We start from the raw sequence: 20,485 nt of genomic DNA on the forward strand, positions 1-20,485 counted from the left end.
GGGCTCCGCCGGAGCGGGGCCCATCCTCGTGCAGCACGAGCTCAGTCGCCGACGACCCGGAGCGTGAACGTTCCTTCGCCGTTGCCGGTGACGGACGCGTTCATGCCGACCGCGCGGAGCGACTCGAGGAACGTCTTCGCCTCGCCGTGGACCGTGCCGGCGAGCTGCGCGTCGACCTTGTCGAGGTCGACGAACAGCGCTGCGTTGGAGCTGCTCACGTCGCCCACGGCGAGCTTGAAGGCGTCGGTGTCCCCGAGCTTGCCGCCCGACTGGAGGTCGTCGGCGTAGCCGGGCGTGGTCGCGACGAAGAGCCTGTCGCCCTCGACCTTGTGCGTGAGGACGTCGCTGCCGGCTCCCGCCTTCGCCAGGATGCGACCGACGAGCGCGTCGGCGCGCTTGGCATCGCTCGAGACGACCTTCGCACCGATGGTCGGCACGTCGGACTTGAGGTCCTGGCCGGGCATGGCGAGGGTGAAGGACCGCCCCAGCAGGACCTTGAGGTCGTCGGGCAGCTTGATCCCCACCTCCTTCTCGACCTCGCCGACGAAGTCCGACGTCCCCATTCCGACACCCCCGAATGCCTGCAGCTGCTTCTGGATGGCGGGCCAGCCGGCGTCGAGCATCTGGTCGGCCCCCGAGACGGTGACGGCGGCCATCGTGTTCGCCGGGAGCGAGGCCAGCTCGCTGCCGTCGCCCTTGGACGCCTTGGTGCCATCGGCCCCGCGGGTGACACCGGCCAGCTCGACGTAGTCCGCCTCGAACCGCAGGGCCATGGCGAACCGGCCCTTGGTGCCTGGCAGGGCCGGCATCGAGCCCATGCCGGCACTGCCGCCGAGCCTCTGGACCTCCTTCATGCCGGTGCCCATGTCGAACCACCCCGACAGGACTCCCTGCTCGCCGAGCGCGGCCAGGTCCTGGGCGAAGGTGGGATTGTGCGCCAGCGAGCCCTGGTCCACGGCAGCGAGGGTTGCGTCCCCGACCCCGCGCGGCGTGATGATCGCGTAGCCGTCTCGCATCCGCAGGTCGGTGGCGGAGCTGCCCTTGTCGCACGCGAGGAGCCGGGTCAGGGTGGCCTTCGCCGCCGCCTCGTCCTTCACCTGGACGGCGACGGCGACGTTCGGGTCCTTCTGCGTGCCGCCGGGCCGAACGGCGACGCCGACTCGGTCACCGAGCCAGGGGGCTACGTCCCTGTCATAGCTGAATGCGGCGACACAGGAGTTGCTCGAGTCCTTCGAGGCGACCTCCCACAGCTTGCGGCGCGGGTCGTCGCTGCCGACCGTGTCCTTGACCTGCGGCAGCTTGCCGAGGAACCGAACGGCGGCAACCTTCTGGCCCGCCGACGGGTCGATGTCGAGGCGGAGGTAGGCGTACGCGTCGCCGGGCAGGACGTCGGCGGGCTGGGAGCCTCCGCCACTGAGCGCCTGGAAGGCGAAGGCCCCCGCTCCGCCGAGGGCCAGGGCCAGGGCCACTGCGCCGACGAGCAGCCCCGTCCGGCGGCCGCCGCCCGACCCCTGGGGCCCGGAGGCCTCGGGGTCGTCGGAGAGGGCGACCTCGCCGGGGACGGTCTGCGGCGCAGCCGCGGAGGACGGGTAGGAGTAGGGGCCGTCGGGCCCGGCGTGCTCGGTCATCGTTGCTCCCCTGACAAGTCCGTGCCGGCGCGCCATCGCGCCGGCGGTGTGGACGATACCGGCCACCCGGGAGGCTCGCGTGGGGTTGCGGAAATGTCGTGAGGTCACCGCGGGGGGCACGGTGGCAGGCTCGGTGGTGACAGACTGCTGTGGTGCGGATGAGCCATTTCTGGACCTTGATGGACGACGAGTTCGGCGCGGCGTATGCCGGGTCACTCGCCCGCGACCACGTGATCGGCGCGCTGGGCAACCGCACCGTGGTGCAGGCCCTCGCCGACGGCGAGCCACCGCGGGCAGTCTGGGAGGCGCTGTGCACCGACATGGACGTGCCGCCCGAGCGGCGGCTCGGTCGGGACACGCGGGTCGCGCGAGGCGCGCAGGGCGGTCAGGCCGGGCAGGCTGGTCGGCGCGGAGGCTGACCGCCGAGCCTTCGTGGCAGCGGTCGGCGTGTCGTTGGGACTTCGAACACGTGTTCGGTACTGTTCTCCACAGGTCCTGCGCCACCACCCCGCATCATCCACAGGCCGTCTCGTGGTTCACCCCGATGTCGGCGCCGGCACCTAGCGTCTGACCCGACAGCGGATTTCCCAGAACGAGCCGCCGCCCGGGTCGAAGGTAGACGACCGCAGCGCAGACGGCAGATAGGTGACCGACATGGCATCGGTGCAGGCAAAGGACAAGGACAAGGCACTCTCCTCGGTGATGGGCCAGATCGAGAAGAGCTACGGCAAGGGCGCGGTGATGCGCCTCGGCGACGACGTCCGCCCGCCCATCGAGGTGATCCCCACCGGGTCGATCGCCCTCGACGTCGCGCTCGGTATCGGTGGCCTGCCCCGCGGGCGCGTCGTCGAGATCTACGGTCCGGAGTCCTCCGGCAAGACGACGGTCGCGCTCCACGCGGTCGCCAACGCGCAGAAGGCGGGCGGGATCGCGGCGTTCATCGACGCGGAGCACGCGCTCGACCCGGAGTACGCCAAGAAGCTCGGCGTCGACACCGACGCCCTGCTCGTGTCGCAGCCCGACACCGGCGAGCAGGCGCTCGAGATCGCCGACATGCTGATCCGCTCGGGTGCCATCGACATCATCGTCATCGACTCGGTCGCGGCTCTCGTGCCCCGTGCCGAGATCGAGGGCGAGATGGGTGACAGCCACGTCGGCCTCCAGGCACGACTCATGAGCCAGGCGCTGCGCAAGCTGACCGGCGCCCTCAACAACACCGGCACCACGGCGATCTTCATCAACCAGCTCCGCGAGAAGATCGGCGTCATGTTCGGCTCGCCCGAGACGACGACCGGTGGCAAGGCGTTGAAGTTCTACGCCTCGGTACGTCTGGACGTCCGCCGCATCGAGACGCTCAAGGACGGCACCGACCCCGTCGGCAACCGCACCCGCGTGAAGGTCGTCAAGAACAAGGTGTCGCCGCCGTTCAAGCAGGCGGAGTTCGACATCCTCTACGGCCATGGCATCTCGCGTGAGGGTGGCCTCATCGACATGGGGGTCGAGCACGGCTTCGTGCGCAAGGCCGGTGCCTGGTACACCTACGAGGGCGACCAGCTGGGCCAGGGCAAGGAGAACGCCCGCAACTTCCTCAAGGACAACCCCGACCTCGCCGACGAGATCGAGAAGAAGGTCAAGGAGAAGCTCGGCGTCGGACCGCGCGTCGACAAGCCCGCCGAGATCTCGGACGTGCCCGTCGACTTCTGATCATGGACTCCCGAGAACCGGAGTCCCTGCAGGACCGGATGGCCCGCGCGACGGCAGCCTTGGCTCACGCCGAGGACGTCGCCGCCGGGCGGGCCGACGGTCCGCCCGGTGCGGTCGCCACCGGCGCCCGCCGCGAGGTGACGGTGCCCAGCGACCGTGCTCCATCGGCCGCCCGACCGGCTGCAAGGCGGAGCCGTTCGCGCGCAGGGGGCGGCACCCCGTGGGGCGCCGATGATGCAGGGGAGCGGCCCGACTGGGCGCCTCCGCAAGACGACGCCGAGACCGCCGTCCCGGAGGCCGACGCGGAGTCGGTGGCGCGCGCGATCGTGCTCCGACAGCTGAGCATGGCTCCGCGCAGCCGGACGCAGCTCGAGAAGAAGCTGCGTCAGCGAGGCTGCGAGGACGCGGTTGCGGCCAAGGTCCTCGACCGCATGGCGGAGGTCGGCCTCGTCGACGACGAGGCCTATGCGCAGATGCTGGTGCGCTCCCGGCAGTCCGGCAAGGGCCTGGCCCGGCGGGCCCTCGCCCACGAGCTGCGCCAGCAGGGGATCGATCAGGAGCTCGCCGACGATGCCCTCAGCCAGGTCGACGCGGATGACGAGCGCGTGCGGGCCGAGCAGCTCGTCGCCAAGAAGCTGCGCACCATGCGCGGCCTGGCTCCCGACGTCCAGGCGCGCCGCCTGGCCGGGATGCTTGCACGGAAGGGCTACTCGGGCGAGCTGGCGTGGCCTGTCATCCGCGACGCCATCGACGGGCTGCCGGAGCACCGACGCGACTGACCCGTCGGACGCCCTGGGTCGTGCGGTGCGGACACGACGAAGGGGGTGAGGACCAGGTGGCCCTCACCCCCTCGTGGGTGGTGCTTCGTTACTCAACCGCTCACAGCCGAGCGTGCGCGCTCAGCCCGGCTGAGGAGTGCTCAGACCTCGGCCGGGACGTTGGCGATGGCCGAGACGTCGAACTCGAGCTTGACCTTCTCGCTGACGAGGACGCCACCGGTCTCGAGGGCCGCGTTGAAGGAGAGGTTCCACTCGGTGCGGTCGATGGTGACGTCACCCTCGAAGCCGACGCGGGTGTTGCCGTACGGGTCCTTGGCGGAGCCGGTCTCCTCGAACGGGATGGTGACGGACTTGGTGACGCCGTTGATCGTGAGGTCGCCGGTCACGGCCCACTCGGTCCCGTCGCGCTCGGCGCTGGTCGAGACGAAGGTGATCTGCGGGTAGTTGGCGATGTCGAAGAAGTCGGGGGTCTTGAGGTGACCGTCGCGCTGCTCGTTGCCGGTGGTGACGCTGGCCGCGTCGATGGTCACGGTGACGGAGGAGTTGGCCGGGGTGACGGTGTCGACGTGCGCCGTTCCCTCGAACTGCTCGAAGCTGCCGCGGACCTTGGTCACCATGGCGTGGCGGGCGGAGAAGCCGATGCGCGTGTGGCTGGGGTCCAGGGTGTAGTCGCCGGAGATGTTCTCGACGGCGACCGACGGGGTCTCGGTGACGGTCTCGTCCTTGCTGCGGTTGAACAGGCCCATGATGTTTCCTTCGGAAGTAGTGGTTGAATCTTCAACAACCATGATGGCGTCATGTAGTTGAACTGTCAAGCAAGAGGATCAACAGGATGGGTAGCGCCACTATTCCCCGGCCGCGCGGCGGGCCCCGCGCCGGTCCGGATGCCAGTGCAGGACGACGTACCCTTGTCGGTGCCATGACAACGCAGACTTCCGCACCACAGCCCGCCGCCCGATCGGCCGCCGCGCTTCGGACCTACGACGTGCGAACGCACGGGTGCCAGATGAACGTCCACGACAGCGAGCGCCTCGCGGGGCTTCTCGAGACGGCCGGCTACGTCGACCTCACGAGCCTCCCGGCACCGGAGCGCCCCGACGTCGCGGACGTCGTCGTGTTCAACACGTGCGCGGTGCGTGAGAACGCCGACAACAAGCTCTACGGCAACCTCGGCCAGCTGCGACCGGCCAAGCAGCGGAACCCCGACATGCAGATCGCGGTCGGCGGCTGCATGGCGCAGAAGGACCGCGACACCATCGTGCAGCGGGCGCCGTGGGTCGACGTCGTCTTCGGCACCCACAACATCGGCTCGCTGCCGGCCCTGCTCGACCGCGCTGCCCACAACAAGCGCGCCAAGGTCGAGATCCTCGAGAGCCTCGAGGTCTTCCCCTCGACACTGCCGACCCGCCGCGACTCCGCCTACAGCGCGTGGGTCTCCATCTCGGTCGGCTGCAACAACACCTGCACGTTCTGCATCGTGCCCAGCCTGCGCGGCAAGGAGCAGGACCGTCGTCCGGGCGAGATCCTCGCCGAGATCGAGGCCCTCGTCGCCCAGGGCGTCGTCGAGGTCACCCTGCTGGGCCAGAACGTCAACACCTACGGAGTGGAGTTCGGCGACCGACTCGCCTTCGGCAAGCTGCTCCGCGCGTGTGGTCAGATCGAGGGGCTCGAGCGGGTCCGCTTCACCAGCCCCCATCCGGCAGCCTTCACCGAAGACGTCATCGTGGCCATGGCCGAGACGCCCAACGTCATGCCGAGCCTCCACATGCCGCTCCAGTCGGGCTCGGACAAGGTGCTCAAGCAGATGCGTCGCTCGTACCGGAGCACGAAGTTCCTCGGCATCATCGAGAACGTCCGCCGGCACATCCCGGACGCCGCGATCACGACGGACATCATCGTCGGCTTCCCGGGCGAGACCGAGGAGGACTTCCAGGGCACGCTCGACGTCGTGCGCGAGTCCCGCTTCTCGAGCGCGTTCACCTTCCAGTACTCCATCCGTCCCGGCACTCCCGCCGCCACGATGGAGCGGCAGGTTCCCAAGGAGGTCGTGCAAGAGCGCTTCGAGCGGCTCATCGCCCTGCAGGAAGAGGTCAGCTGGGCGGGGAACCGGGCCCTCGAGGGACGCGAGGTCGAGGTGCTGGTTGCCCCGTCCGAGGGCCGCAAGGACCTCGAGACCAAGCGGCTGTCGGGCCGGGCTCGCGACAACCGGCTCGTGCACTTCGCCGTGCCGGAGGGCGCCGAGGTGCCGCGCCCGGGTGACGCCGTCACCGTGCAGGTGACCTACGGCGCGCCGCACCACCTCGTGGCCGACTCCGGGGTGCAGGGCGGCTTGTATGCCGTCCGGCGCACCCGTGGCGGTGAGGCCTGGGCAGCGCTCCAGGACGCGCCGCAGGGCACCGGCAAGCCGGCCGTCAGCCTCGGTATGCCGTCCATCGGGCGGCCGCTCGCCGCCCCGGTCGCGCCGGGCTGCTCGGTCGTCTGAGCCGATTCGGGCGGGCGCGAGCGTCCATGCTTGACTTGGCGCATGAGCGTGCGACCCATCGTCATCACCGGTGAGCCCGTGCTGCACCGTGCAGCCGCCCTCGTGACCGGGTTCGACGACGAGCTCCGCACCCTCGTCGAGGACATGCACGAGACGAACGTCGCGGCCAACGGCGTCGGGCTCGCCGCTCCCCAGGTGGGCGTGGGACTGCGCGTCTTCGTCTGGAAGATGCCCAACGACGACGGTGTGCCCGAGGAAGGCCACGTCATCAACCCCACGGTCACCACCTCGAAGATCCCTCAGGAGCGCCCGAACCCCGACGAGGAGACGGAGGGCTGCCTGTCGGTCCCCGGCGAGGCGTTCCCGCTCAAGCGCGCTGAGAAGGCACACGTCATCGGCTTCGACCTCGACGGCAACCGTGTGGAGTTCGACGCGACCGGCTGGTTCGCCCGCTGCATGCAGCACGAGTACGACCACCTCAACGGCACCCTCTACGTCGACCGGCTCGACGACCGTCAGTCGAAGAAGGCCCGCAAGGCCGTCAAGCGCAACGGGTGGGGCAAGCCCGGCAACTCCTGGCACCCCGGCGTCGACCGCGACCCCTTCGGCCATGACGAGAGCGTCAGGGACGAGCACGCCGATGAGCTGATCGGCTGAGTGCTCGAGAACCGTGACGCTTGAGCCGCACACGCCGACGGATCCGGTTGAGCCCATCGTGGCCGTGGTGGGTCCGACGGCAACCGGCAAGTCGGACCTCGGTCTCGAGCTCGCCGATCGGCTCGGGGGCGAGATCGTCAACGCCGACGCCATGCAGCTCTACCGCGGCATGGACATCGGGACCGCGAAGCTGGGCGTCGAGCAGCGCCGCGGCATCCCGCACCACCAGCTGGACGTGCTGCACGTGACGCAGGAGGCCAGCGTCGCGGGCTACCAGCTTGCCGCCCGCGCCGACATCGCGGCCATCCGGGCCCGGGGCCACCGCCCGCTCCTGGTCGGGGGTTCGGGCCTCTACGTGCGTGCCGCCCTCGACCGGCTCGACATCCCTCCGACCGACGCCGCGGTGCGCGCTCGCCTGGAGTCGGAGTCAGACCGGGTCGGCGCCGACGCCCTGCACGCAAGGCTGCGCGGCCTCGACCCGCAGGCCGGCGCCGTGATCCTCCCCGGCAACCTCAGGCGCGTCATCCGGGCGCTCGAAGTCATAGAGCTCACCGGCCGTCCCTTCAGCGCGTCGATGCCCACCCGCGAGTTCGTCTCTCCCGCAGTCATGCTCGGCCTGCGGCTCGAGCGCGAGGTTCTGGTTCGCCACATCGACCGACGAGTCGAACGGATGTGGCAGGAGGGCCTCCGGGCTGAGACCGAGACGCTTCTGGCCCAAGGACTGCGCGGCGGTGTCACAGCGAGCCGGGCCATCGGCTACAGCCAGGCCATCGCCGTCATCGGCGGCGAGCTCGACGAGGCTGCGGCCCGCACCGACACCGCGCAGGCCACGCGCCGCTACGCCCGCCGCCAGGAGTCGTGGTTCCGCCCGGACCCGCGCATCAACTGGCTCGACGCCGACGCCCCGGACCTGCTCGACCAGGCCCTCTCGGCGGTTCGCGAGGCGGATGCGCGGGCGCGAAGGGGCGTACCGGAGAATGGCTGACATGACGCGCTTCACCAAGGGCCACGGCACGGAGAACGACTTCGTGCTCGTCCCCGACCTCGAGGGCACGCTCGAGCTCACGCCGGCTCAGGTCCAGCGCATCGCCGATCGGCACGCCGGCCTCGGCGCCGACGGCGTCATCCGGGTGGTGCGAGCGGGGCTCGCGACTGACGAGAGCGTGCGCGCCCAGTCACGCGAGGCGGAGTGGTTCATGGACTACCGCAACGCCGACGGCTCGCTCGCCGAGATGTGCGGCAACGGCACTCGGGTCTTCGCCGAGTACCTCCGTCGGGAGGGACTCGTCTTCGGCTCGTCGTTCGCCATCGCGACCCGGGCCGGCGTCAAGACGGTCCGCGTCGTCGAGGAGGGGTATGCCGTCGACCTCGGTCCGTGGCGCCTCGGTGACGAGGAGGGCGCGCGCCGGGACGGCTTCGACGTCATGGTGCGTCCGCGGCACGGCAAGCCGGTGCCGGCCCTGACGCTCGACCTCGGCAACCCGCATGCCGTCGTCATGCTCCCCGAGGGCATCACGCTCGAGAACCTCGACCTCGGTGAGGCGCCCGAGCTGCACCCGGAGCCTGCCGACGGGTCGAACGTCGAATTCGTCCGCGCGGTCGGGCCTGGTCACATCGCGATGCGCGTCCACGAGCGCGGTGTTGGTGAGACCCGGTCGTGCGGCACCGGCGCCGCGGCGGCCGCGCTCGCCACGCGGTTCTGGTCGGGCGTCGAGGACCTCAGCCCGTGGACCGTCGACGTCCCCGGCGGGCGCCTGACCGTCACCCCGCTGCCGGGGCAGCGCGTGGAGCTGGCGGGCCCTGCGGTGCTCGTCGCCGACGGCGACTTCCCCCTGTGACCCGGGCCGGCGCGCGTTCGAGGTGATGCCGGCAGCCACGTCGGTGCCGCGACCTCCTCCACCCACCGGCCAGCGGTCACGGTCTGTGGCCTTTCGACGGTTTCAGGCGCGGCGGATCTCGAGGATGCGGAAAGCCTTGGCGGACGACAGGCGGGTGCACCGAAGGCTCCGGTCCTGCTCGTTGAGCCACTTCTGCAGGGAGTCCGAGCCGAGGTGCTTCTGCACGACCAGGTGAGCCACCCCGTCGTCGGCGAGCCGCGGGAGCCACCGCTCCAGGAGGGCGTGCAGGGCCGCCTTGCCGACGTGGATGGGCGGGTTGGACCAGATCGTCGTGAAGCGCAGCTCGGCCGGCACGTCGTCCGGCTCGCACAACGTCACGTTCCGGACCCCCGCGGCGTCGGCGTTCAGCCGGGCGAGCTGGAGCGCCCTGCGGTTGACATCGACGCCCCAGACGCGTGCACCGGGGGAGCGCAGTGCCAGGGTGAGCGAGATCGGTCCCCAGCCGCAGCCGATGTCGAGCAGGTCGCCCGTGGGGCTCGGGTCCGGAGCGCCCGCGAGCAGCACGGCGGTGCCCGGGTCGAGGCGGTCGGGGGAGTAGACGCCGCGAGCCGTCGTCAGGTGCAGCCGTCGGCCGTCGAGGGTGACCTCGATCGAGCGCTGCTCGTCCGCCGAGGCCGGCTCGGCGGTGAAGTAGTGGTCGGTCGGCTCGCTCACCGGCGCAACGATATCGGCCACCACCCCACGACCCGGCGGTGTCCGCCTCGCGGGGTGGGTAAGCAACAGCGGGCACAAACGAGTGGCTCGTGGCGTTGGACCACTGCAACCCTAGGGAGAACATGACGAGTAACCACGTGAACCACACCAGCGACTCAGCCCGCGCCGACGAGCGCGAGCGACACCTCTTCGCCACCCGCGCCGACGCCCTGGCGACGCACGACCCCGAGGCGGACGAGACGGCATACCCGCTCTACGACGGGGACCAGCTCGAGCGTGAGGAGCGCGCTGCCCTGCGCCGTGTCTCGGGCCTCTCGACCGAGCTCGAGGACATCACCGAGGTCGAGTACCGCCAGCTGCGCCTCGAGCGCGTCGTGCTGGCCGGCGTCTGGACCGAGGGCTCACCCGAGGACGCCGAGAACTCCATGCGTGAGCTGGCGGCGCTGGCCGAGACGGCCGGTTCGACCGTCCTCGAGGGCGTCATCCAGCGCCGGCAGCGGCCCGACCCCGCCACCTGGCTCGGGAAGGGCAAGGCCATCGAGCTGCGCGACATCGTGGTCGCGGAAGGCGCCGACACGGTCATCTGCGACGGCGAGCTGGCCCCCAGCCAGCGCCGCGCGCTTGAGGACGTCGTCAAGGTCAAGGTCATCGATCGCACCGCACTGATCCTCGACATCTTCGCCCAGCACGCCAAGAGCAGGGAGGGCCGCGCCCAGGTCGAGCTGGCCCAGCTGCAGTACCTCCTGCCACGCCTGCGTGGCTGGGGTGAGTCGATGTCCCGCCAGGCCGGTGGCCGCGTCGCCGGTGGTGAGGGCATCGGTTCGCGTGGACCCGGTGAGACGAAGATCGAGCTCGACCGCCGTCGCATCAACACGCGGATCGCCAAGCTGCGTCGTGACATCAAGGGCATGAAGACCAGCCGCGACACACGGCGGCAGTCCCGCCGCGTCGGCGGGGTGCCCTCCGTCGCGATCGCGGGCTACACCAACGCCGGCAAGAGCTCGCTGCTCAACCGCCTGACCGGCGCCGGCGTGCTCGTCGAGAACCAGCTCTTCGCGACCCTCGACCCGACCGTGCGCCGCACCGAGACGGAGGACGGACGCGTCTACACGCTGGCCGACACCGTCGGCTTCGTGCGCAGCCTGCCGCACCAGCTCGTCGAGGCGTTCCGCTCGACGCTGGAGGAGGTGGCCGACTCCGACCTGCTGCTGCACGTCGTCGACGGCTCTCACCCGGACCCCGAGGGCCAGATCTCCGCGGTCCGCGGCGTGCTGGCGGAAGTTGGCGGCGACCAGATCAAGGAGATCATCGTCGTCAACAAGGCGGACATCGCCGATCCTGAGGTGCTCGACCGGCTGCGCCGGCACGAGCGGCACTGCGTCACGGTGTCGGCCCGCACGGGGGCCGGGCTGGACGAGCTGCGGGCCCTGATCGACCGTGAGCTGCCCAAGCCCGACATCGAGCTCGACGTGCTCGTGCCCTACGACCGCGGCGACCTCATCTCCCGGCTGCACGACGAGGCCGAGATCCTCGGGAGCGAGCACGTCGCGGAGGGCACCCGGGTGCGTGCCAAGGTCACGGCCAGCATGGAGCCCGAGCTGGCGGCCTACGTCGTCGTCGCGAGCTGACCCGAGCCGACGTCGTCGAAGGGTCCCCGCCGCGGGCCCCTTCGGCATGTCGGTCCTGGCCTGTCGGAGGCGTCGGGAAGGATGACGTCATGGCCCTGGAGATCCCCTGCCCCTACTGCGGCACGCAGATGTATGCCGAGCAGGCGCACAACCGCTGCCCGGCGTGCCGCTACATCGAGCCCTGCTGCGACGGCGCCCCCCTCGCCGTCTGCGAGACCCGCGCGCCCGAGCGTCAGGCGCCGTGACCGCGCCCTTCGCAGCCCCCGACGACCCCGCCGCCTGGATCACGACGGACCGCCTCCTGCTGCGCCGTCCGCGCGCCGACGACCTCGACGACTACGTTCGCCTGCACACCGATCCGCGCACGTACGCGCATGCCCCCTCGAGCATGCCGACCCCCGGGCAGTGCGGCGAGCGGCTCGCGGACGACCTGGCCGACTGGGAGCGTGAAGGGCTGGGGTATGCAGCGGTCGTCGATCGTGCTCGGGGCGAGGTGATCGGCTGGGCGGGCTTGCGCCGCAAGGACTCCGACGACGCCTTCTTCAACCTCTACTACCGGTTGGCCCACGACCGGCTGGGTGCCGGCCTCGGTCGTGAGATCGCCCGTGCCGTCGTCGCGTGGGCCGTGGAGCACCGCCCCGAGGTGCTGGTGACCGCGATGGTCGACATGGTCAACGCGGCGTCCCTGCGCACGGCGACGGCCGCGGGGCTCGTCCACGTCGGCATGCGCCGCATGCGGGGCGAGCCGGATGGCACGCCCATGGCCTACTTCGAGGCGCCGCGCGTCGTGCTCGTACCGCCGGGCGCGGTGGACGGCAGCCTGCGGGACGACCTCGTGGACCTCTGGGTCCGCGTCAACCGCGCGGGTGGGGCGGTCGGCTTCCTGCCCGAGGCGCCGGCGGACGACGTGGCCAAGGCGCTCGAGCGCCACCTCGACGAGGCCCGCGACGGACGGTCTCTCCTGTGCGTCGTGAGGGACCCTCACGGGCGGCTGGGCGGTCTCGGGTTCTGGGAGCACTCCCGCGGGTTCCCCTACGAGCACGTCGCAGGGCTGAAACGCCTCATGGTCGACCCCGCGGCGCAGGGCCGGCACACGGGACGCATCCTGCTCGGTGGCATGGTCGGGATCGCCCGGCGCGAGCTGCCGTGGGTGGAGCTGCTCAGACTTGACTACCGCGGCGGGCTGGGGCTGGGCCGCTTCTACCGCCGGGCTGGCTGGACGGAGGTCGGCCGGGTGCCGGACGGCCTGCGTCTCGGCGCCGGTGACTACCGCGACGACGTCGCCATGGCGCGCCGGGTCGACGGCCTGCCGCTTCGGTGAGCGAGGGCCGCGGCAGGGACCCAGCGGCAACCTGGCTGCACTCCCGACCTACGACAGGCCCGTCACCGAGCCGTCCTGGGCGATGTCGATGTGCTCGGCGTTCGGCGAGCTGGACAGCCCCGGCATCGTGCGCATGTCGCCGCAGATCGCGTAGACGTAGCCGGCGCCCACGGCGGCACGCACCTCCCGCACCGGCATCCGCCAACCGCGGGGCGCGCCCCGAAGAGTGGGGTCCGACGAGATCGACAGGTGCGTCTTGGCGATGACCACGGGCAGGCCGCCGTAGCCGAGCCGCTCGTAGTCCTTGAGTGCGCGAGCCGCCGCCGGGCTCACGTCGATGCCGTCGGCGCCGTAGACCTGCGTGGCGATCGCCTCGATCTTCTGCTCGAGCGGCAGGTCGAGGGGGTAGAGGAAGTCGAAGCTCCTCGACCCGTGGGCAGCCTCGACGACGACCTGGGCGAGCTCGAGGGCGCCGGCGCCGCCCTCCGCGACGTGGCGCGTCACCGCCGAGCGCACCCCGAGGCTGTTGCAGAAGCGCCGGATCACGGCGTGCTCCGAGTCGTGGTCCCCGGGGAAGGCGTTGATCGCCACGACGGGCTGCACCCCGAACCGGCGGACGATCTCGACGTGCTTGCGCAGGTTGGCGAGGCCTGCCTCCACGTCAGCGGGGTTCTCCTCCAGCAGGCTCGCCGGCAGGGGCCTGCCCGCTTTGACCTCGTAATGGCCTGAATGGCTCTTCAGGGCTCTCACCGTGGCCACGATGACTGCCACGTCGGGCTTGAGGCCACTGACGCGGCACTTGACGTCGAAGAAGCGCTCGGCGCCCATGTCGGCCCCGAAGCCGGCTTCGGTGATGGCGTAGTCGCTGCCGCGCATGGCGATGAGGTCGGCCGTGACCGAGGAGGTCCCGGTCGCGATGTTGCCGAAGGGGCCGCAGTGGATGATCGCGGGGCCGCCCTCGAGTGTCTGGAGCAGGTTGGGCTTGAGGGCGTCGGTCAGGAGCGCCGCCATGGCGCCGGCAGCGTGCAGGTCCTCGGCCGTGACTCCCTTGCCCTCCGTCGTGTAGCCGATGACGATCCGCCCGAGCCGCTCGCGCAGGTCGCGCAGCGAGGTCGCGAGGGTGAGCAGCACCATGACCTCGCTGGCGGCGGTGATGTCGAAGCCGGTCTCGCGGACCACGCCGTCCTGGCGGGCGCCCAGCCCCACCACGACGTTGCGCAGGGCGCGGTCGTTGACGTCGAGCACCCGCCTCCACGTGATGTTCCGGACGTCGATACCCAGCGCGTTGCCGTGGTGCAGGTGGTTGTCGATCATCGCGGCGAGCAGGTTGTGCGCGGAGGTGACGGCGTGGAAGTCGCCGGTGAGGTGCAGGTTGAGCCGCTCCATCGGCACGACGTGGCTGTAGCCGCCGCCGGCCGCGCCACCCTTGATGCCGAACGTCGGGCCCATCGACGGCTGGCGCAGGGCCACCACGGCGCGCTGGCCGAGGTGCTGCAGAGCCTGCGCCAGGCCGACCGAGGTCGTCGTCTTGCCCTCTCCGAGCGGCGTCGGGGTGACGGCCGTGACGACGACGTACTTCGCGAGCGGCCCGTGTGGCGGCTCGTCGAGGACGGCGAGGTCGATCTTGGCGACGTCGCGTCCCCAGGGTTCGAGGTGCTCGGGGGAGACGCCGAGGTCGGCGGCGACCTCGGCGAGCGGACGCAGGGTCGCCGCGTTCGCGATGTCGAGGTCGGTGGGCAGGAGTGCGCTCATACCCCGATACAACCCCCGTGCCCGAGGCGGCACAGCCGAATGGACGCAATGGTGAGTCCGGTGCCGCGCGGCACCGTTCGACGCGGACGCGAGCGCGACGGTCCACAGGTCGGGGGGCCACCGGGGCGCACGCCTCGCGCGGCGGCATACCCTGATCCAATGCCTCAACCACCCGCGCTCGACGACCTCCTCCACGCCGCGGTGTCGGGGGTCGGCGGTGTGGAGCGCCCCGGTCAGGCGCAGATGGCCAAGGCCGTGGCGCACGCGATCGAGGAGGGCGAGCACCTGCTCGTCCAGGCAGGCACCGGCACAGGCAAGTCGCTCGCCTACCTCGTCCCTGCCGTGGCCCACGCCTTCGAGGCCGGCAAGCCGGCCGTCGTGGCCACGGCGACCCTGGCGCTGCAGGCGCAGATCGTCGACCGCGACATGCCGCGCGTCGCGGACGCGCTCGCGCCGGTCCTCGGCCGCCGCCCGACGTACGCGCTCGTCAAGGGCCGCCGCAACTACGTCTGCCTCAACAAGCTCGAGGGCGGCTTCCCCGACGACGAGGACGGGCTCCTGTCGGTGGGCCAGGTCGACGCCTCGGTGGGTCGTCTCGGCCAGGAGGTGGTGCGGCTGCGCGAGTGGGCCTCGACGACCGACTCCGGCGACCGGGACGAGCTCGTTCCCGGGGTGTCGGAGCGGGCGTGGCGACAGGTCTCGGTCTCCGCCCACGAGTGCATGGGTAGCAAGTGCCCCCTCGTCGCGGAGTGCTTCGTCGAGCGTGCGCGCGAGGCTGCCAAGGACGTCGACGTCATCGTCACCAACCACTCGTTCATGGCGATCGACTCGTTCGAGGGCCGGCAGATGCTCCCCGAGCACGACGTCCTCGTCGTCGACGAGGCCCACGAGCTCGTCGACCGGGTCACCGCGACGATCACCGACGAGCTGACCGGCACCATGGTGATGACCGCGGCCAAGAAGGCCGGCCGGATGTCCGAGAACACCGCGGCTCTCGACGAGGCGGGGGAGATGCTCGCGCTGGCCCTCGAGCCCCTCGAGGAGGGGCGGATGCTCGGCATCCCGGACTCCGTGGGTCTCGCGCTGGCGCGGGTGCGCGACACCGCCCGCACGGTGCAGAGCGACCTCAAGCCGCCACCGGGGCAGGAGGCCGACGGTGCCCGCCAGGTGGCTCGCGCCGCGGTCGACGAGATCCAGGAGAACGCCGAGCGCATCCTCGAGGAGCGCGAGCTCGACGTCGTGTGGCTGAACCGCGATCCGCGCCGCGGCCCGGTCCTGCGGGTCGCGCCCATGAGCGTGGCGATGCTCGTGCGCGACAAGGTCTTCGAGGAGCGCACGGTCGTGCTGACCTCGGCCACGCTGGAGCTCGGCGGGACGTTCGACTCCGTGGCGGGCACCATCGGCCTGCGCGGCGACGGGGCGCCGAAGTGGCAGGGCCTCGACGTCGGCAGCCCCTTCGACTACCCCAAGCAGGCCATCGCCTATGTCGCCGCCCACCTGCCACCTCCGGGGCGTGACGGTGCCGGCGACGACACCCTCGACGAGATCGAGGAGCTCATCCGCGCCGCCGGAGGGCGCACGTTGGGTCTCTTCTCCTCGACGCGCGCGGCGCAGACGGCCGCGGAGGTGATGCGCGCGCGGTTCGGCGACGACATCCCGGTGCTCTGCCAGGGCGAGGACCAGATCACGACGCTCGTGCGCCAGTTCGCCCGCGACCCCCGCACGTGCCTCTTCGGCACGCTCACCCTGTGGCAGGGGGTCGACGTCCCCGGCTCCTCGTGCCAGCTCGTGATCATCGACCGCATCCCGTTCCCGCGCCCCGACGACCCGCTGGCCTCGGCGCGCTCGCAGGCCATCGCCCGGATGGGTGGCAACGGTTTCATGGCCGTGTCGGCCACCCACGCTGCGCTCCGGCTGGCCCAGGGCGCAGGGCGACTCGTTCGACGGGCTGACGACCGGGGGGTCGTGGCCTTCCTCGACTCCCGGATGATGACGGCGCGGTATGCCGGCTTCCTCCAGCGCTCGCTGCCGCCCTTCTACCCCACGACCGACAAGAAGATGGTGCTGGCGGCGCTGGCCCGCCTCGACACCATGGCTCCGCCGCCCGTGGCCGTCGAGGAGCCGGCGCTCCGCTCGCTGACCGGGGCCAAGGTGGAGGCCGACGGCACGGAGCACCCGCGACCGGTCGCGGTGGCCCCACCCGTCCCCGTGTCGTCGCGGAGCGCGGTCACCTCCGGGCACGCGTGGACCGACGAGCAGGACGAGGAGCTGCGCGACGCCGCCGAGTCCGGCATGCAGCTCGAGGAGCTCGTCGACCACTTCGAGCTGCCCGAGGAGACCATCGCGGCCCGCGTCGAGCAGCTGGGCCTGACCATCGCCTCGGGTGCGCTCTTCGACTGAGGCCCCCGCCCAGCTCGACAACACACCGAGCAGGTCCCAACATCCCGGGATCGGACCGCGGTGTGTTGGCACCTGCTCGGTGTGTTGCGGGGTGGCGGCATTGCGCTGGCGGGGCGTTCCGGGGTGTCGGGACCGCATGGCACAGTGGGCGCCATGACCGCCCCGGCCGCCCTGCCCTTCGTCCTCGTGACCGGTCCCGAGGACGTGCTCGTCGAGCGGGCTGTCGCCGGAGTGCTCGCCGGGGCGGCCGACGCCGACGTCGAGGTCATCCGGATCGACCCCGCGACCTACGAGTCCGGCGCGCTGCAGATGCACGCCAGCCCGTCGCTCTTCGGCGGCGCCAAGACGATCGTCGTGCGTGACCTGCACGAGTCGCCGGACGAGCTGCAGCTTGACCTCCTCTCACTCCTCGCGACGCCCGACCCCGACGTCGGCCTCGTCGTCGCCCACGGGGGAGGGATGAAGGGCAAGAAGGTCCTCGACACGATGAAGAAGGCCGGCGCTCGGGTCATCGAGTGCCCGGCCATCAAGACCGACCGCGACAAGACCGACTTCGTCCTGAAGGAGTTCGCCGCCGCCCGGCGCAAGATCACGAGCGAGGGCGTGCGCGCGCTCGTCGAGGCCGTCGGCAAGGACGTCCGCGAGCTGGCTGCAGCGTGCTCGCAGCTCGTCTCCGACACGGAGGGCACCGTCGACGACGCCGTCGTCGACACCTACCACGGCGGCAAGGTCGAGGCCACGGGCTTCCGGGTCGCCGACGCGACGGTCGCCGGCCAGTCGGGGGAGGCCTTGCGCCTGCTGCGGCACGCCATCGCCACCGGCGTCGATCCGGTCCCGATCGTCGCCGTCCTCGCCTCACAGCTGCGCCAGCTCATCAAGGTGGGGGCGGCGGGTCGCGGCAGCTCGACCCAACTGGCCAAGAGTCTCGGCATGGCGCCCTGGCAGGTCGACAAGGCCCGTCGCGCCGTCGGTCACTGGAGCCCCGACGGTCTCGCCATCGCCGTGCAGGCCGTGGCCGCAGCGGACTTCGAGGTCAAGGGCGGCGGCCGCGACCCCGTCTATGCCGTCGAGCGGGCCATCCTCACCATCGCCCGGGCCCGAGCCGCCCGCTGAGCGCAGCCCACGCCCGCCCGCACCCGCCCTGGGAGACCGGCCACCCGGCATACGACCGGTTTGGTCGAGCAGGTAGGCCGCTGGTAACTTTGACCCTTGCGTGCGCGCTCAGGTCGTGCGCGCATGCAGGCACGACCCAGAGCCGCTCACGCAGGGTGTCCCCACGCCCGGTCCCGAGCAGCTTTGCCGCCCTCTAACGGCAACCATCCGACCGAACGAAAGAAACCATCAACGTGGCAAACATCAAGTCGCAGCTCAAGCGCATCAAGACGAACCAGAAGCGCACCGAGCGCAACAAGGCCGTCAAGAGCGAGCTCCGCACCTGGATCCGCAAGGTCCGCGAGACGACCGCCTCCGGCGACAAGGACGCTGCGGTCGACGCCCTCAAGACGGCCTCGAAGAAGCTCGACAAGGCTGTCTCCAAGGGTGTCATCCACGAGAACCAGGCCGCCAACAAGAAGTCGGCCATGGCCAAGAAGGTCGCGTCGCTCTGACGTCGACCCCTGCCTGACCTGAACGGGCCCGTCACCTGGTGGTGACGGGCCCGTCTCATGTCCGGACGACCCCGGATCCCGGAGGAGCCGGTCAGGGGTGCAGCGCGCGAGTGGCGGCCACGACCTGCTCGTAGCGCTCCCGGGGCAGCACCGCGCCCTCACGGCGTACGCCCTCGGGGTCGACGCGCACGAGGCGGTTGACGCGGACCTCGCTCGGCCGCCCACGCGGGTCCCAGGCGCCCGAACCTATGTCGACCCACTCCCGCCCCGAGCGGCGCTCCCGGCTCTCGTCCAGGTCGTGGTCCTTGCTCGTCAGGGGCAGGCCCACCAGCCAGTCGGGCTCGCGTCCGATGATGAGCACGGGGCGGTCCTTGCCCTGGCGGTGGTCCTCCTCGTAGGGCACCCACGTCCAGACGATCTCGCCCGGGTCCGGGGCCCCGTCCGGCCGGGGGGCGTATGCCGTGTCCGGCAGGCGGTCCGCGTCGCCCGGGTAGGCGCGTCGACCCCCTCCACCTGCCGGTCGTGCCGCTGACGGCCGCGTGCGGGTGGACGGTGCGGCGGCGCGCACGACGCCGCGCAGGCGGCCGACAAGGCGCTCGAGGGTGCTGGACATGGGAATCACCGTAGCCGCGCCGCCGTTACGGTGTGGTGCACCGACGGGTCGACGGCGATCCGCACCATGCCCCCTCGGCCCCACCGCCGTGAACGCCGACCGACCGACCGAAGCCGGAGACCCCCCGTGAGCCCCGCTGCACGCCGAGCCACCCTTGCCATCCTCGCGCTGGCCGTGGGTGGCTTCGCCATCGGCACGACCGAGTTCGTCACCATGGGGCTGCTGCCGCAGATCGCCGCGGGCACCGGCGTCGACATCGCGACGTCCGGGCACTACGTCTCCGCGTACGCCCTCGGCGTCGTGGTCGGCGCACCGCTCATCGCGGTCGCCGCCGCCAAGGCCCCGCGCAAGGGGCTGCTCATGGGCCTGATGGCCTTCTTCGCCGTCGCCCACATCGGCATCGTCGCCGCCGACAGCTATCCGACCGTCATGGCCGCGAGGTTCCTGGCCGGGCTGCCGCACGGCGCCTTCTTCGGCATCGGCTCGGTCGTCGCCGCCTCCCTGGTCTCGCACCGGCGGCGCACGTCGGCCGTCGCGGCCATCCTCGGCGGTCTCGGCGTCGCCAACGTCGTCGGCGTGCCGCTTGCGACGCTCCTGGGCCAGCGGTTCTCCTGGCACCTGCCCTACGTCATCGTCGGCATCATCGCGGCCCTGACCGTGGGCGCCATCGCCGTCTTCCTGCCGCACCAGCCGCCGACCGGTGAGGAGTCGATGCGCGCCGAGATGCAGGCGCTGCGCCGGCCCCAGGTGTGGCTCGCGCTGCTCATCGGGGTCGTCGGCTTCGGCGGCATGTTCGCGATGTACTCCTTCATCACGCCCACCATGACCACGCTCGCAGGGCTCGACGAGCGCTACATCCCCTGGGTGCTCGCGGCATACGGCATCGGCATGGTGACCGGCATGGTGCTGAGCGGCCGTGTCGCCAACCGCGTCGGCGTCCTCAAGGGGATCATCGGCGCGCTCGCCCTCATCGCTGTGCTGCTGGGGGTCTTCGGGTGGGCCGCCCACACGCTGTGGCTGGCCGTCCTCATGGTCTTCCTGCTGGGCGTCGTCCCGTCGATCGTCGTGCCGCTGCTGCAGACGCGGCTCATGGATGTCGCCCACGAGGGGCAGTCACTGGCGGCCGCGCTCAACCACTCGACGCTCAACACCGCGAACGCGCTCGGCGCCTGGCTCGGCTCGGTCGTGCTCGCCGCCGGCTGGGGCTACGGCGCACCGAGTCTCGTCGGCGCCGGCCTGGCCGTGCTCGGCGTCGGTGTCGCGGTTCTCTCGGCAGTGCTGGAGCGGCGCTCGTCCGCGACCGTCAGTGAGCGCGGGCAGCGCACGGACGCGGCGGCGCCGGTGCGAACGACCGTCTGACCG

Annotated in this window: 19 protein-coding genes; 14 read left to right on the plus strand and 5 right to left on the minus strand. The window is 71.4% G+C overall.

Annotated features, from left to right (window positions below; genetic code table 11):
* Window positions 1-41: 41 nt before the first annotated feature.
* Window positions 42-1,628, minus strand: a complete 1,587-nt coding sequence (locus AC3WRT_RS13370; protein ID WP_492722646.1) for a DUF3352 domain-containing protein — start codon at window positions 1,626-1,628, stop codon at window positions 42-44.
* 158 nt (window positions 1,629-1,786) lie between these two features.
* Here AC3WRT_RS13370 and AC3WRT_RS13375 point away from each other — a divergent pair, with 158 nt between their 5' ends.
* The 3 genes from AC3WRT_RS13375 to AC3WRT_RS13385 all read left to right on the plus strand — a co-directional run bounded on the left by AC3WRT_RS13375 (window position 1,787) and on the right by AC3WRT_RS13385 (window position 4,111).
* Window positions 1,787-2,047: a DUF3046 domain-containing protein gene (locus AC3WRT_RS13375; protein ID WP_492722754.1), complete on the plus strand. Its 261-nt coding sequence runs from the start codon at window positions 1,787-1,789 to the stop codon at window positions 2,045-2,047.
* Between the two features lie 244 nt (window positions 2,048-2,291).
* Window positions 2,292-3,332, plus strand: a complete 1,041-nt coding sequence (gene recA / locus AC3WRT_RS13380; protein WP_492722756.1) for a recombinase RecA — start codon at window positions 2,292-2,294, stop codon at window positions 3,330-3,332.
* Window positions 3,333-3,334: 2 nt separating this feature from the next.
* The gene (locus tag AC3WRT_RS13385; protein ID WP_492722648.1) at window positions 3,335-4,111 is read left to right on the plus strand and encodes a regulatory protein RecX; all 777 of its coding nucleotides are present in this window, start codon (window positions 3,335-3,337) and stop codon (window positions 4,109-4,111) included.
* 140 nt (window positions 4,112-4,251) lie between these two features.
* Here AC3WRT_RS13385 and AC3WRT_RS13390 read toward each other — a convergent pair whose 3' ends face one another.
* Entirely contained in the window at window positions 4,252-4,857 is a 606-nt protein-coding gene (locus tag AC3WRT_RS13390; protein ID WP_492722649.1) for a YceI family protein, read from the minus strand.
* 173 nt (window positions 4,858-5,030) lie between these two features.
* Here AC3WRT_RS13390 and miaB point away from each other — a divergent pair, with 173 nt between their 5' ends.
* Genes miaB through dapF form a run of 4 tightly spaced genes read left to right on the plus strand, consistent with a single transcriptional unit; the run spans window position 5,031 to window position 9,088 of the window.
* Window positions 5,031-6,593, plus strand: a complete 1,563-nt coding sequence (gene miaB, locus AC3WRT_RS13395; protein ID WP_492722650.1) for a tRNA (N6-isopentenyl adenosine(37)-C2)-methylthiotransferase MiaB — start codon at window positions 5,031-5,033, stop codon at window positions 6,591-6,593.
* Between the two features lie 42 nt (window positions 6,594-6,635).
* Window positions 6,636-7,250: a peptide deformylase gene (def, locus tag AC3WRT_RS13400; protein WP_492722651.1), complete on the plus strand. Its 615-nt coding sequence runs from the start codon at window positions 6,636-6,638 to the stop codon at window positions 7,248-7,250.
* A gap of 58 nt (window positions 7,251-7,308) precedes the next feature.
* Complete coding sequence (gene miaA / locus AC3WRT_RS13405; RefSeq protein WP_492722652.1) at window positions 7,309-8,235, plus strand: tRNA (adenosine(37)-N6)-dimethylallyltransferase MiaA; 927 nt, start codon at window positions 7,309-7,311, stop codon at window positions 8,233-8,235.
* Between the two features lies 1 nt (window position 8,236).
* Window positions 8,237-9,088 (plus strand): diaminopimelate epimerase, encoded by an 852-nt coding sequence (gene dapF, locus AC3WRT_RS13410; protein ID WP_492722654.1) that lies wholly within the window; start codon window positions 8,237-8,239, stop codon window positions 9,086-9,088.
* Between the two features lie 102 nt (window positions 9,089-9,190).
* Here dapF and AC3WRT_RS13415 read toward each other — a convergent pair whose 3' ends face one another.
* A complete protein-coding gene (locus tag AC3WRT_RS13415; protein WP_492722656.1) occupies window positions 9,191-9,802 on the minus strand; it encodes a class I SAM-dependent methyltransferase in 612 nt (203 codons plus the stop codon).
* 122 nt (window positions 9,803-9,924) lie between these two features.
* Between AC3WRT_RS13415 and hflX the strand changes: the two genes are divergently transcribed.
* The 3 genes from hflX to AC3WRT_RS13430 all read left to right on the plus strand — a co-directional run bounded on the left by hflX (window position 9,925) and on the right by AC3WRT_RS13430 (window position 12,751).
* Entirely contained in the window at window positions 9,925-11,430 is a 1,506-nt protein-coding gene (gene hflX / locus AC3WRT_RS13420; RefSeq protein ID WP_492722658.1) for a GTPase HflX, read from the plus strand.
* Between the two features lie 89 nt (window positions 11,431-11,519).
* Window positions 11,520-11,675 (plus strand): hypothetical protein, encoded by a 156-nt coding sequence (locus AC3WRT_RS13425; RefSeq protein ID WP_492722660.1) that lies wholly within the window; start codon window positions 11,520-11,522, stop codon window positions 11,673-11,675.
* Window positions 11,672-12,751 carry a GNAT family N-acetyltransferase gene (locus AC3WRT_RS13430; protein WP_492722662.1) on the plus strand — a complete coding sequence of 360 codons (1,080 nt, stop codon included), beginning with the start codon at window positions 11,672-11,674 and terminating at the stop codon, window positions 12,749-12,751. The genes AC3WRT_RS13425 and AC3WRT_RS13430 overlap by 4 nt, the downstream gene beginning before the upstream one ends.
* A gap of 48 nt (window positions 12,752-12,799) precedes the next feature.
* Here AC3WRT_RS13430 and AC3WRT_RS13435 read toward each other — a convergent pair whose 3' ends face one another.
* Window positions 12,800-14,503, minus strand: coding sequence for a formate--tetrahydrofolate ligase (locus AC3WRT_RS13435; protein ID WP_492722664.1), 1,704 nt, complete (start codon window positions 14,501-14,503; stop codon window positions 12,800-12,802).
* 159 nt (window positions 14,504-14,662) lie between these two features.
* On the opposite strand from AC3WRT_RS13435, the gene AC3WRT_RS13440 reads away from it, so the two are divergent.
* The 3 genes from AC3WRT_RS13440 to rpsT all read left to right on the plus strand — a co-directional run bounded on the left by AC3WRT_RS13440 (window position 14,663) and on the right by rpsT (window position 18,510).
* A complete protein-coding gene (locus AC3WRT_RS13440) occupies window positions 14,663-16,903 on the plus strand; it encodes an ATP-dependent DNA helicase (protein ID WP_492722666.1) in 2,241 nt (746 codons plus the stop codon).
* A 153-nt stretch (window positions 16,904-17,056) separates the two neighbouring features.
* On the plus strand, window positions 17,057-18,016 hold the full coding sequence (gene holA / locus AC3WRT_RS13445; RefSeq protein ID WP_492722668.1) for a DNA polymerase III subunit delta: 960 nt from the start codon (window positions 17,057-17,059) through the stop codon (window positions 18,014-18,016).
* A 233-nt stretch (window positions 18,017-18,249) separates the two neighbouring features.
* A complete protein-coding gene (gene rpsT, locus AC3WRT_RS13450) occupies window positions 18,250-18,510 on the plus strand; it encodes a 30S ribosomal protein S20 (protein WP_492722670.1) in 261 nt (86 codons plus the stop codon).
* Window positions 18,511-18,601: 91 nt separating this feature from the next.
* On the opposite strand, the gene AC3WRT_RS13455 is transcribed toward rpsT, so the two are convergent.
* Window positions 18,602-19,123 carry a type II toxin-antitoxin system PemK/MazF family toxin gene (locus AC3WRT_RS13455; RefSeq protein ID WP_492722672.1) on the minus strand — a complete coding sequence of 174 codons (522 nt, stop codon included), beginning with the start codon at window positions 19,121-19,123 and terminating at the stop codon, window positions 18,602-18,604.
* A gap of 126 nt (window positions 19,124-19,249) precedes the next feature.
* Between AC3WRT_RS13455 and AC3WRT_RS13460 the strand changes: the two genes are divergently transcribed.
* Window positions 19,250-20,482, plus strand: a complete 1,233-nt coding sequence (locus AC3WRT_RS13460) for an MFS transporter (RefSeq protein ID WP_492722675.1) — start codon at window positions 19,250-19,252, stop codon at window positions 20,480-20,482.
* The last annotated feature ends 3 nt before the right edge of the window (window positions 20,483-20,485 follow it).

The sequence above is a fragment of the Terrabacter sp. FW104-15G4B genome (genome assembly GCF_058790095.1).